Source organism: Empedobacter sp. UBA6745, from assembly GCF_002453775.1.
In the GTDB taxonomy this organism is placed as follows: Bacteria; Bacteroidota; Bacteroidia; order Flavobacteriales; family Weeksellaceae; genus Empedobacter; species Empedobacter falsenii_C.
In genome coordinates this window covers 113,305-127,567 of the sequence record NZ_DKHL01000007.1, presented here as the reverse complement: position 1 = coordinate 127,567, position 14,263 = coordinate 113,305, and the positions used below count along the sequence as shown (strand labels likewise).

Here is a 14,263-nt window from a genome sequence, read left to right as displayed (position 1 = left end):
AGTTTAGCATATTCGTTATTCCCATAATTAACGAAGTTTATATTATGTATTCAACAAAAGAGATTATTAAAAACAATCTCTTTTGTTTTTTTATGAATTATTAAGCTATTTTTATCTTTATGAAAATCAGCATAAAATGAGGAGATTACTATTTTTTGTTATTACTTTTTTTACATTTATTCAACTTTCTGCTCAAACGACTCGAAATTTGAATTCAGAAAATTGGACTTTTCAACAAAAAGGAGATTCAAAATGGTTGAAAGCTGAGGTTCCTGGCTCTGTTCATACTGATTTGATGTTAAATAATATCATTCCAAATCCTTACAAAGACGTTAATGATGTAAAAGTGCAATGGGTAGAAAACGAAGATTGGAACTACAAAACTTCTTTTGATTTGACTGATGCTGAACGAAAAGCACAAAATATTCAGTTAAAATTTAATGGATTGGATACCTATGCAAAAGTTTTTCTGAACGGAAATTTGATCCTGGATGCGAATAATATGTTTCGAATTTGGGAAGTTTCGGTCAAAGATTTTTTGAAAGATAAAAATAATCTACTCGAAATACAATTCAAATCGTCGTCAAATGAAGGAAAACGTTTAGCAAATTTACTTCCATATAAATTACCAGAAGGCGAGCGTGTTTTTACTCGAAAAGCGCAATATCAGTATGGTTGGGATTGGGGACCAAGATTGGTGACAGCTGGAGTTTATAAACCAATTGAACTTATTTCTTGGAGTAATTTTAAGCTAAATGAGTTGTCTCATGAAATTGTCAAATTAGAAAAAAAACAAGCGAAAGTGAATTTTAAATTCATCATTCAATCAGAGCAAAGCACAGCTATAGAAATTATTTTTAATCAGAAAAAAATTACTCAAAAATTAATCAAAGGAATTAATCATTTTTCGATTGATGAAATAATTCAAAATCCAAAATTATGGTGGCCAAATGGAATGGGCGAACAGTATTTGTACGATTATCAGTTTAAAATTAAACAAGGAAATGAACAGGTTTCTAAGCATTTGAAATTTGGTTTACGTACGATAGAATTGGTTCAAGAAAAAGATAAAGCTGAATCGAGTTTTTATTTTAAAATAAATGGAATTCCGACCTATATGAAAGGTGCAAATTATATTCCGCAAGATAATTTTGTTTCACGAGTTTCAAAAAATGATTACGAAAAGCTGATAAATAGTTCGGTTGAAGCTAATATGAATATGATTCGTATTTGGGGCGGAGGAATTTATGAGGATGATTATTTTTATGAATTATGCGACGAAAAAGGTTTATTGGTTTGGCAAGATTTTATGTACGCTTGTGCTTTTTATCCTGGTGATCAAGATTTTCTTAACAATGTAAAACAAGAAACAATTGATCAAGTGAATCGACTAAAAAATCATACTTCTATCGCGCTTTGGTGTGGAAATAATGAAATTGATGAGGCGTGGCACAATTGGGGATATCAGAAACAAATGGGCTGGTCGAAACAAGATTCGTTGAGTATTTGGAACGATTATCAAACGACTTTTCATCATATTATTCCGAATGTTTTGGATTCTATTTTACCAAAATCAGAGAACCGTTATTGGCCGTCTTCACCTTCGATTGGTTGGGGAAAAAAAGAAAGTTTAACACAAGGAGATTCACATTATTGGGGCGTTTGGTGGGGAATGGAACCATTTGAAATGTATGAGAAAAAAGTTCCACGATTCGCTTCTGAATATGGTTTTCAAGGAATGCCAACATTAGAAACCGTAATATCTATGTTTTCTGAACAAGACACATTGAGTAGGAATTCTACAACAATTTTAGCGCATCAAAAACATCCAAAAGGTTGGGAAACAATCAACGAATATATGCAACGCGATTATATTGTTCCGACCGATTTTGTGCAGTATAACTACGTTTCGCAATTGTTGCAAGCGCGCGGAATTCAGATTGCGATTGAGGCACATCGACGCGCAAAACCGTACAATATGGGAAGTTTATATTGGCAATTGAATGACGTTTGGCCTGTGACTTCGTGGGCGTCTTTGGATAAATTAGGAAATTGGAAAGCATTACATTATCAAGTGAAAAGAAGTTTCGAAAAAGTATTGATTTCAGTTGAGAAAGAAGAAAAAGTGTACAAAATTTATATCGTAAATGATTTATTGAAAGATTTGAAAGGAAAAGCAAAGTTTTCTGTAATTGATTTTAATGGAAACCAACATTGGACTAATGATAAAGATGTAACGATTTCGTCTAATTCTTCTACTAAAATATCGGAATTAACTAATGAAATTTTAAAAGGAACTTCTTCAATTAAAGCTTTTATTCGAATTGAATTTGAATCAAATGGAGAAAAATATTCGAGAAATTATTTCTTCGAAAAACCGAAAGATTTAGCTTTAACAAAACCAACAATTAAAATTAAAAAGATTAATCATAATCAATTCGAAATTTCGACAAATGTTTTGGCAAAAGATGTTTATTTATTGGACGAAAACAATCAATTTGATGATAATTTTTTTGATTTAATACCAAATGAAACTCGTATTATAACAGGAGAAAAATCAATTCAAAATCTAAAAATTTATTCGTTGTATGACACTATGAATGCTGAAAATCAATAATATTTTTATCCCTATTTTTAGTGAAATTTCACAAACGATTTGGAAATGTGAATTTTATTGACTTAAATTTGCACTGATAAAAATCATAACGTATAACAATTTAATAACGAAGAAATAAAATGTTCAAAGAAACGACATATCAGTTTTCAGCTATTGCAACAGATTTTGCAATGAGCATTCTTCGTGCTTATAAATCGTAAATAATTTACTTATTATATCAAAAGCCCGGAGGATTCTTCGGGCTTTTTCTTTTATTATTCTATTCTAGATTCAGAATAACTTCTAAAAACTTCCGAAGAAGAAATAATTAGCGCTAATTATTTCAAAACAATTATTTGCAATCAAATAATCCATGTTATGGAAGATTCAATTTTCTTTTCTACTCGTTTGCGAACAAAAAGAGCAAGGAAAAGAAGTGTAAAAACAGCAAAAGAAAAAAATGTAAGAGATAAATATAAACGTCGAAAAGAAATCTTTAAAGAGCAAAAAGCTATTCCGCTTGTTCCTTTAAAAGAGCCGTATCAAAAAGGTTTCGAACGTTATTTTGTATTGAGAGAAGATATTAAAAAGGAAAATGACATTAAGTTTTTTACTCAAATTCTGAAGAAAATTAATACCTCTCAATATGCAGAAACACGAAAGTTTGTAAAAAAACGAAAACGAAACGGAAAACGAATTTATGTTCCGAGAATTCAAGAATTGAAACAATTACAACCTTACGAATATTCAGGTTCGCATTCAATTTTGAATGATGAAGAACGTCGATATTTTGCGTGTATTCAGGTGTATGATCCAAAAACAAAACGTTTCAAAGGAATTTATGAATTTCTACAACCGTGGCGTTTTCGATTAATCATCAAACCAAACATGATTACGCATTACAAACCACTTGATATTGATTTGAAGCGCGAAGAAGCACAAATCGATCACTTTTTTGATAAGTATAAAAATCAAGGAATCCTCTTGAAAAAAATAGTTGGAGGGGGTTATTCGTATGAACGAAAATCAAAATTTAAAAACCCTTTTACCAAAAGGAAATTTTTTAACAACAAAAATTCGGCGACAGAAATCGCTGAAATGCTGATAGAACAAGAACATCAGCTATCTAAAAGACATTAATCATGGGAAATAAAATCTCTGGAAAGGACTTCATAAAATTAGGCTTTCCAAAAAATAATTCGATCAATATTGCAATTGGGCAAATTCATCGATACAGAAAAAAAGAAAAGAAACAAACGATTCTCAACGAAGCAAAAGAAGTTTTACTCGAACCAGAAAAGTACATTGGTCACGGAATTTGGGGAAAAGTTGCGGAAGGATTGATAAAACCAGTTGAGGTTAGATTACAAGAATTGAAAACGACGCGTTCGCCTTTTTCGATTTTTGGTGAAAATGAAATTGATGAACAAGCAAAATTTCAATTGTATGACGCGTTGAAATTGCCGATTTCGGTAAAAGGCGCTTTGATGCCAGATGCACATTCAGGTTATGGATTGCCGATTGGTGGCGTTTTGGCGACGGATAATGCGGTGATTCCGTATGGAGTTGGTGTGGATATTGGTTGTAGAATGAGTCTTTCGGTTTACGATTTACCAGCCAGTTTTTTGAAAGGAAAATCGCATCAATTGATTCAGATTTTGCAAGATCATACCAAATTCGGAATGTATGAAACGCATAAATTAAAAGCTGATCACGAAATTTTTGAACGTTCTATTTTTGATGAAATTCCAATCTTGAAAAGTTTGAAAACAAAAGCTTATCAACAATTGGGAACTTCGGGCGGAGGGAATCATTTTGTTGAGTTTGGGATTGTAAAATTAGACGAGGTAAAACCAGAATGGAACTTGATTCCAGGTGAATATTTGGCTGTTTTATCGCATAGTGGTTCGCGTGGTTTGGGTGCAAATATTGCAAAATATTACACATATTTGGCGGCGAAACAATGTCCGCTTCCGAAACAAGTTCAGCATTTGGCTTGGTTGGATTTGGGTACGCACGATGGACAAGAGTATTGGGCTGCGATGAATTTGGCAGGAGATTATGCAAAGGCTTGTCACGACGATATTCACCGAAGAATTGCGAAAGCTATAGGAAAACGTATCGTTTTTAACATCGAAAATCATCACAATTTTGCGTGGAAGGAAATGGTTGATGGAACGGAACGAATTGTTCATCGCAAAGGTGCAACGCCAGCTGGAGAAGGAGTTTTAGGAATTATCCCAGGTTCGATGACCGCGAACGGTTATATTGTCGAAGGATTGGGAAATGAATCGAGTATTAATTCGGCTTCGCATGGTGCGGGACGAAAAATGTCACGTGCAAAATGTAAATCAACGATTACCAAAAGCTTTATGAATGCACAATTGAAAGATGCAGAAATTGAGCTGATAGGAGGAAGTGTTGATGAAGCGCCATTTGCGTATAAAAACATCAAAACGGTGATGAATTTACAAACCGAATTAGTGAAAGTGTTGGGAACTTTTACGCCGAAAATTGTACGAATGGATAAATAATGATGATGAAAAAAATTATTCAACTTACATCGGGTAGAGGACCTGCAGAATGCAATTTTGTGGTAACTAATGTTTTTAAAAAGTTTTCGGAAGCGTGCACAAAATCCGATATTAAGTTTGACGTAATCGAAAGAGAAATTGATAAAGATTTTAATCAACTTTCATCTGTGATTATAGAACTTGAAGGGAATGATTTAAACACATTTTTGATACCTTGGATTGGAACAATTTTATGGATTGGAACAATTTTATGGATTGGTAAAAGTCCGTATCGAAAATTTCATCAACGAAAAAACTGGTTTATTGGTTGTTTTGAATTAGAAATTCCGAAAGAAAATTCAATTAATCCAAATGAAATTGTTTACCAAACAATGCGAAGTTCTGGAAATGGTGGACAAAATGTAAACAAAGTAAATTCGGCTGTTCGTGCAACGCATCAACCAAGTGGAATTTCTGTTGTTTCGATGGATTCGCGTTCGCAACATCAGAACAAAAAAATTGCAACAACACGTTTGTTATTGAAATTACAAGAATTTGAAACCAATAAATTGAAGGACTTGGTTCAAGAAAAATGGAACAATCAAACGTCTATTGCAAGAGGAAATCCTGTGAAAATATTCAGAGGAGATAAATTTAATTAATAATAAAGCCGCTCAATGAGCGGCTTTGTTTATTCTTCTTCAGGTTTTACTAAAAGAGAATTAATCGTTTCTTGAACTTCGTCGATAGAATTTACTTTTTTAGTAAAAGTCACTTTTCCTTCTTTATAAAATTCAACCAAATACTTTTTTTCTGTTTCAGAAATTTTAATTCCCCAATCAGGATTTCCATTTTTATTATAACTCAAACTTGAAAGCACTTTATTTGGACCTTCTATAAATGATTCTTGAGAAAATAATTTTTGAATATTATTTGATTTAAAAATTTCTGCAAATTGATTAAACAAATCATCTATTTTCATCGTTCGATTACATGCAACAGCAGAATAAATCAACACAATTAATGGGTTGATTTCTTTATAAACTTTTTCGATTAAAGGGTTTAAACTCTCTGGAGATATGTTCTCTTCTTTCAGTTGATTATTTTCTATTTTAAAAATTGTAGTAGAATTAGGTGAACTTTTTTGTACTTCTTTTTGTTGATTATTGACAATCAATTTTCCGTTTTCATCAAAAACTTCTGCAAAAATGCCATTATTTTTTTCTGTTAATTTGATTGAAGTTTGCTTCTCAAAATCTTTCACCACGATTTCTTTTCCATTATAATCAAATGATAATCGGTTAAAAGCGTGCATTGCGAAAAGATTCATTTCAAGGTAATTTGCCTTTTCATTTTTATATCCAATTCGAATTAAAAAACCTTCTTCGCTATCGAAAAACTCAAAACCGTCTACAATTTTGCCATTTTTGTAGACACTTTTTTGATCATATTCATAAAATTGATAATTATCTAATTGCTTCAAAAAATCAAAAGAATACTGATATTTTAGTTCGCCTTTTTCGTAAAAATCAACTAAAGGAATTTCGTTCAGAATAATCTTATTGATGAAATATCCATCATAAGGTTTTCCATTTTGAAAAATCCCAGTGTAAGAAGCTTGAGGTTTTTCTTTAATTAAAAAATTAGAATAGATAACGGATTTTAGTTGATTGTTTTGAACTATTTTTTTTGTTGTTCGCTTTTTTTCTAATTTACTTAAGTCTTTACCTGAAATTGTATCGCCTCTATGATTAATGAAAATCGTGTCTTGAGAATAGGAAAAAATTGAACTAAATAGTACAAAAAGAAAGGTTATTTTTTTCATAGTAAATGTTTTGGTTGAGGTTAAATGTAAAAAAAACTGCTCATTTTGAGCAGTTTTAATATTACTTTTTCAAGATTGCTTTGATAATTCCTTCCAAATTTTCATTGAATTCGAGCAGTTGAGAAAAAACTTTATCGTCTTTATTCAAGCCGCCATGTTTATTGTTTTTGACAAACGTTGCTTTTATCGTTTCCCAACGTTCTTTTTCCTCGGAAGTCATCAAACCTGCAATTTCTTTTAAGCGCAAAAGATTCGATTCTGCATCTGTTGTCAACGTTTGAGATTCACTTTCGTAATGCGCCAAAATCGTTTCATTAATTTCTTTTTCGTTCATCATCGGAACAATTTTCGAAACTAATTTTGACATATTTCTGTACGAACCTTGCATCTTGAAAGGCGGTTCAGTTCTGTAATCATCTTGCATTGCTGCGCTTGCAATATAATTTTGATTGACTTTTACGACTATATTTCTAATCTTAATCACATGTTTCAAAACAGCAATAAAATCGTCAATTTCTTGTTTCAAATAATTGCCTTCCAAATTTGGAAGTTGTTCTTGATTTTCGGTTACAAAATTTGCTAACTTGTAAAAATCGGTTAAACTTTTTGAAGCAATTTTATCCAAATAAGGATTATCGCCTGTCGCATTTTCAATCAAACTTAAATTGAACAAAGTTTCCGTATCACCAATTACATCACCCAAATTATATACATCGGCACGATTGGCTAACATATCTGGAATCTGAAATTTAGAACCGCTTTCCGTATATGGATTTCCAGCCATTACAATACAAAAACGTTTTCCACGTAAATCGTAGGTTTTACTTTCTCCTTCGAAAATTCCATCAATTTTTCGCTGTCCATCGGCTAATGAAATAAATTTCTGCAAAAATTCTGCACTCAAATGCTGAATATCGTCCAAGTACAACATTACATTATCCGCCATTTCAAACGAAAGATTGATCTTTTTCAATTCTTCTCTTTCTCCAGAAGTTTTGGCTTCGATTGGATCGATTGACGTAATGTTATGTCCAATTGTAGGTCCATTCACTTTCACAAAATGCAAGCCCATTGTTTTGGCTAAATATTCCATCAACGTCGTTTTTCCATAACCTGGAGGCGAAATTAACAACAACATTCCCATACGTGCGGTGCGCTTGTTTTCGCCTGCTGTTCCCAATTGTTTGGCTAAATTATTTCCGATTAAAGGAAAATAAACTTCGTTGATTAATTTATTTCGAACAAATGATGTCAAAACTTTTGGTTCAAATTCTGCGATTTTTAAATCTTTTTCATACGATTTAGAAATTTCTTCTTTTAGCTTTTGGAATGATTTAAAATTTGGAACATCAACAGTTGAAAAATGCTCTAATTTCGAAATGATTTCATGATAATTTTGAGTATAAATTCCTTCAACAATTACCACATGATTTCCTTTCAAATCTTCAATTTTGATGACAGAATTTCCATCATTTATATAATATAGATCTTTCGAAAATAAAAGCATTGCCGCCACTTCATTCACCACATTTCTATATGACGAATAATTTTCGTTTTCATCAATAAAAGAATGAATCCAGTTTTCGATCAAGTAAAATTTTTCGGTTGAAGAAAATTGTTGATCTGTAATCAATGCATTAAAATCTTCCGAATTTTTATTTTTTTCTAAATAATTTACAAACTCTTTTTGAAATTTTTCAGCTTCTCTACTCATCGAAAAAGCTTGATATTTCGTGAAAGTTGTAAACAAATAGTGAGAAACTTTTTCTGATGATGTTTGCGATTTATCCCATTCGGTTTCCCAATTTTCAAAAAGCGATTTGATTTCATTTAGAATATTTTCAAAACGATTTGAATTCGGAAAATTTTTCAAAATTAATTGAGCTGAATTAATCATCGCGTTCAATTTTTCTTGTAAATTCTTTTCTAATGAATGCCAAAAAACTTGAGCAGTTGTGCGTGTTTGAGCATCAAATTGTAAGACATCCAATTTCGAATTAATATTTACTAATTCAGTGAAAATTCGCAACGCATCAAAATTGTGAACGCCTTTTATATAACCTTCCGAATAATTTTGTTCAATGATTTGATTGATGAATTTTTCAGCATCGAAATCTTTTTCATTTCTCGCTAAAAAAGCTTGATAAGCCAAATATTCAGCGCGATAAACCAATTGATTTTCCGAAACAAATTCTTGATTCCAAATATCTTGGTAACGATAAATTTCTTCGTTTTTAACTTTTTGATAGAAACTTGTTCCTGTTAAATGATAAAATAATTCGTTGTTACGATTCAGCAAAGTCAGCGCTAATTGCTGCGTATTGACCGTAAATTTATTTTGTCCGAGCGCAATAATATTTTGTCCATCAACAAAAAGTTCAGTTTTATCACGTAAAACACGAAGCGTATCTTCTTGAGATTTTTTCAAGAGATTTTCAAGATTTTCGGCTTTCGAAACATCTTTCAAATCCTTTAATTCTTGAATGATTTGACGCATTTTATCAATCATCAAATCCGAAGAATAAAACGCTAAAATTTCTTCTTTTTCTAAAAAAGTTTTGGATTTATTTTCGATATTTTTCAAGACTCGCAAACCAATTTGCTCTAAAGAATTGGTGCGTTTGTTGGTTTGTTCAACCAATTGTTCGCGCTTCGAATTGAACGCTTTGATAATTTCGTCGCGTTTATCTGCAATTTTTAAAGCGAAATCATCAAAATCAGAGAATTTACTTTCTAATTCTTCGAGCTGAACAATGATTTTTGTATTGTATTCTTCCGTTTTTTCGGCAGTTGTTGATAACTCTAAAAAGTTGACCACACTTTGTTCTAACAACGTAATTTGAGCAGAAAATTCGGCAACAGCTTCTTTACTTTTTAACGCAAAAGTTTGACGTGTTAATTGTGCACGAACTTCGTTAAGCGAAGCAAAAATGACAGAAATTTTCTCAATAATTTTTGTCGTTTGCGTGGCATCTTCAATTTTTAAACTATTCAGAATATCAATCAATAATTCTAATTCGGAAGCAATTTTAAGACACGCTTCTTCGATTATTTTCGCATCAACAACTTTCTCAATAGAAGCCACTAAATTTTTCTGTTCCGCAACTTTTTCTTCGTACGGAATCAGCGCTTCATCCAATAAAAGAAACTCAATTGTTTTGGTTGATAAATTTTCGTTTACTTCTTGCAATTGATTTTCTAATTCTTGAACGCGCTCTAAATTGATATAGCGAATCGAACGTAAATCAATAACTTTTCCTTGAATTTTACGCGCTTCAGCCAAATGTTCAACCAATAAATCCAATTGATTGTACGTTGTACTATTTACTTTGAAAACGATTTCTTCAATCGATTCTTCCGTTTTTTCTAACGTTTCTTGCGCAAATTTTTTCTGAACTTGGACTTTTTCAAATTCATCAATCGCTGTATTGGCAACCGTTTTGATTTCTAACAAAGGAATCGCAAGCTCAAAGGTATCTTTGTCATTGATCCAAAAATATCCATCAACAATATTATTCGCTTTTTTTACAATGTCCTCATACAGACCTTCGTACGAATCTTCTTTGTTGATTAATTGGATAACTTCTTGAGATTCAGCCATTGCTTTTACAATGTCTTTGTTTCCAATTTTGTATAATGGATGATTTGTTTTTTCTTGATTTTCCACCAAACGCTCGACATAAGGCGTTTCCCAAATTTGAACTTGATGATGTCGCGTTGCTTCTTCTTCGGTACGGAAATAGATTAAACTACCGTCTTTAAAAATTGTGAAACCATTGCAAACAATAGGTGTTTCGACATTTTGTTGAATGATATTGTACGATAAAAGAATGTATGTATTGGTTTCATCTTGATTGAAAATATACATAAAGTCTTCTCCGTTTGGAGAATTTATACGACGGAAAAATTGAAAATTATCTAACTTATTTTCGAAAATATGATAGGTTCCGTTTTGTAAATAATAGCCATTCGAAAAAATCAAACCTTGATTGTCTGGCAACAAAACAGCCGCGTCCAAAAGCGCAGGAATATTGATGACTTCCTTGGTGCGAACATTGTAAATATACGCTCTAAAATCTTCTTGAAACGGTTTGATTTTAACCGCAATCAGATTTCCTAAATCGGCGTAATAATATTCAGCATCGTCTAATTGTTGATCTAAATGCGTAACTTTTTCAGTGAAAATTCCTTTTCCAGAATCTGTATTATCTTCAATTTTGAATGTAATATCGCCACCAATCGCTTCGATAAAAATTTTATCTAAAATAGAAATATGTGGAAATTTCCCTAATCGACGATCATCAATTGACGTTTTTTGCCATTCGAAATCAAATTGATCCGCTTTTTTTACTTCGTGAATGCTGCGATCATCTTGATAAATTAATTTTCCGTCTTTGATTAACCATTTAAACGCTTTTAAATCTTGTGCGCTTTTGCTGGTTTGGAAAACCATGTATAAATAATTATCTGTTCTACGAAATTTAGAAAAGATAGAATCGCGGTAATATTTATACAAATTCTGAAAATCTGTAAAGAAATTCTGATCGTTTATTAAGTCGAGAGGTTGAGGAATAAATTGATTTTCTTGAAACAGATAAATACTAAAAACATCGCTCAACTGAATGTCTGTGCGTAAACCGAAATGGACGTTGTACCCAAAAATACATAATTTATCGAACGCGATAATTCCACGTGAAATACAAGTGTTTTCTGTCGTAATTCTTTGGTTTGCGCTTAATGCAAAATTGGTAGAATTGAACACCTCTTTACGAGCTTCGTTCAATTTCGTTAATCTTTCCGAAAGAAAATCTTTTTGTGTAAGAAGTCTTTTTCGGATGATTTCGTACGCGCCTGCATCAAGCGTTTCGGTAACGTTAATATTTTTTTCTTCTTGCATTAAATTAAAATCTAAAAGGTGATTAAACGTGTTGATAAGAGCGATTGAAACGGTAAAATTTCAATCACTCTATTGTTGTTTAATAAATTAAACCATTGTACATTTTGATGATTTTATCAATAAAACCGTCAATTCGAGTGAAATTCTTTTAGAATTTTGTATCGAGAATAAGGTTTTGGAAGATAAAATTCGACTTAATTCTCGATACAATTTTTATTCATTTCATTTCTAAAAATCACTCGAATTGACGAATTTTAATTCAAAATGTACAATAGGTTGTATTAACCTATTTTTTTATTTGAAACACCTAATTGATTCGCAATTCCGAAAAGAGAATTGATAAATCCTGTGTCTTCGTTGTTTCCAGAAGCCGAAGCAGCTTGCTGCAATTTAATTAATGCAGCAGTAATTGTTAAGTTTTTGATGTCGTTTGACGAAATACCATATTTATCGGCAAGACTTCTCACTTTTCCAGCTAAATCGCTTCCACCATCTTCGTCAATCAACGCATTTTTGATATCTGTTGCATGTTTAGAATTGTCGATTAAATGATCGAAACCTTTTGCATTCGAAACTTGTTTGACAATATTTTCGAAGAACATCGTTTCTCCACCAACAATATCAATTTTTGCAGATTTTAATGCAGTTGATAACACCTCAGCTTGCGCTCCAGCAATATCTTTTTGAATGTTTATTTGAGCCAATTCGATGTCTTTTTCTTTTTGTAATTGAAGTTTGAACTCTTCGTGCTCTTTTCCAACACCGTCCAATTTCTTCATTGCTTCTGCTTTTTCCTCGATTCCTTTCGCTTCTGCCAACGCTTTTTCACGTACAACTTCCGCTTGCGCTAAACCTTCTTTACGCAACGCTTCCGCTTTTTTCTCGATAACAGACGCTTCTACAGTTCCTTGTTTTTCTTCCGCTTCTGCTTTCGCAACCATTACTTCTGCTTCAGATAAACCAATTGCAGCTTCTTCTTTCGCTTGTGCTTCTGCAATAATTTTACGCGCTTCCGCTTCTTTTGCAGATGCTTCTTTTTTCGCTTCCGCATCAATTAATAACTCTTGTGCTTTACGTTCTGCAACTTGTTTTTGAGCATCAGCTTCGATAACTTGACGAGCAGCTTCTTGTTCTGCTGCAATTTTAGATGCTTCCGCAGCTTTTACAGTTTCGATTAAACGCTCTTCCGCTTCTTGCGATGCAGCAATAATTCCGGCTTGTTTCTGACGTTCAACTTCACGGTAAACTTCAACGTCTTTCACGCCTTGTTGCTCTTCGATCACGCCTTTTTCTAAAAGAACACGTTCTTTGATAACGCCTTGGATATTTTTCTTCTCAACTTCGATTGATCTTTCTTTATCAATCTGCGCTAAAGTCACAATTCGTTCACGTTCTGTTTGCTCTAATGCACGATCTTTTTCTACACGCTCTGTTTCGATGGCATCAGTACGAACTTTATTTTTTTCTGCGATAATAATTTGACGCAATTTATTTTCTTCTTGTACCGCCAATTGCTCTTCTGTTGTGATGCGAACAGATTCAGCTTTTAGACGTTCTTCTTCACGAACTTTTGCAATTTCTGCTTCTTCGCGTGCTTTTATATTTTCGATTTCTCGGCGTTGACGCTCTTCTTTTTCTGCTAATTGACGTTCTAATTCTAAGATAGCTTCGCGCGCTTCAACGTTTTGTTTTTTGATAACTTTTTCTTCTTCACGACGAATTAAATTGGCGTTCATATTTTGTTGAGCCGTTAATTCAGTGATTTTTTTGATTCCTTCAGAATCTAAAATATTGTCTGGACTTAAAAATTGTAATTCAGTTTGCTCTAAATAATCAATCGCACAGTCATCTAAAATATATCCATTCAAATCTGTTCCGATGATATTTAAAATTTCATCTCTAAATTCACGTCGAGCTTCGTATAATTCGATAAAGTCGAATTTTTTACCAACTGTTTTTAAAGCTTCTGAGAATTTAGCTTCGAAAATACTTTTCAATGTTTCTGGTTCTGATGCTCGTTCTGTTCCTAAGTTTTGTGCAACATTGATTACATCATTCACCGATTTATTAACGCGAACAAAAAATGCAACTTTGATATCTGCACGAATGTTGTCTTTACAAATTAATCCATCATGTTGTTGACGAGCAATGTCAATTTTTTTGATCGAAATGTCCATAATTTCCATTTTATGAAAAACAGGAATTACATACATTCCTTTGTTGAAAGCAACTTGCGAACCTCCAACACCAGTACGAACGATGGCTTTTCCTTGCGGAACTTTTTTATAGAAAACGCTTAAAACGACGATAAATGCAATAAAGATGAAAACGATAACACCAACTGCTAAAAGAATAAAATTTGTCATGAGATAGTTTTTATTAGTTTTTGATTGATTTAGTGAATGATTAAGGTTAAAATTTCTTCGATAATA

General features: G+C 32.3%; 7 protein-coding genes. 4 read left to right on the top strand and 3 right to left on the bottom strand.

Annotated features, from left to right (window positions below; genetic code table 11):
* Window positions 1–136 precede the first annotated feature (136 nt).
* From B4H69_RS03010 to prfH, 4 genes are all read left to right on the top strand, one after another.
* The gene (locus tag B4H69_RS03010; protein ID WP_180905244.1) at window positions 137–2,617 is read left to right on the top strand and encodes a beta-mannosidase; all 2,481 of its coding nucleotides are present in this window, start codon (window positions 137–139) and stop codon (window positions 2,615–2,617) included.
* A 357-nt stretch (window positions 2,618–2,974) separates the two neighbouring features.
* Window positions 2,975–3,736 (top strand): hypothetical protein, encoded by a 762-nt coding sequence (locus B4H69_RS03005; protein WP_180905243.1) that lies wholly within the window; start codon window positions 2,975–2,977, stop codon window positions 3,734–3,736.
* 2 nt (window positions 3,737–3,738) lie between these two features.
* Window positions 3,739–5,130 carry an RtcB family protein gene (locus B4H69_RS03000; protein WP_180905242.1) on the top strand — a complete coding sequence of 464 codons (1,392 nt, stop codon included), beginning with the start codon at window positions 3,739–3,741 and terminating at the stop codon, window positions 5,128–5,130.
* Between the two features lie 5 nt (window positions 5,131–5,135).
* Entirely contained in the window at window positions 5,136–5,771 is a 636-nt protein-coding gene (gene prfH, locus B4H69_RS02995) for a peptide chain release factor H (protein ID WP_180905241.1), read from the top strand.
* Between the two features lie 29 nt (window positions 5,772–5,800).
* Here prfH and B4H69_RS02990 read toward each other — a convergent pair whose 3' ends face one another.
* The 3 genes from B4H69_RS02990 to B4H69_RS02980 form a co-directional block, all read right to left on the bottom strand.
* Window positions 5,801–6,934, bottom strand: coding sequence for a hypothetical protein (locus B4H69_RS02990; protein WP_180905240.1), 1,134 nt, complete (start codon window positions 6,932–6,934; stop codon window positions 5,801–5,803).
* A gap of 61 nt (window positions 6,935–6,995) precedes the next feature.
* The gene (locus B4H69_RS02985) at window positions 6,996–11,831 is read right to left on the bottom strand and encodes a DNA repair ATPase (protein WP_291092662.1); all 4,836 of its coding nucleotides are present in this window, start codon (window positions 11,829–11,831) and stop codon (window positions 6,996–6,998) included.
* A gap of 281 nt (window positions 11,832–12,112) precedes the next feature.
* On the bottom strand, window positions 12,113–14,197 hold the full coding sequence (locus B4H69_RS02980; protein WP_280045194.1) for a flotillin family protein: 2,085 nt from the start codon (window positions 14,195–14,197) through the stop codon (window positions 12,113–12,115).
* Between the last annotated feature and the right edge of the window lie 66 nt (window positions 14,198–14,263).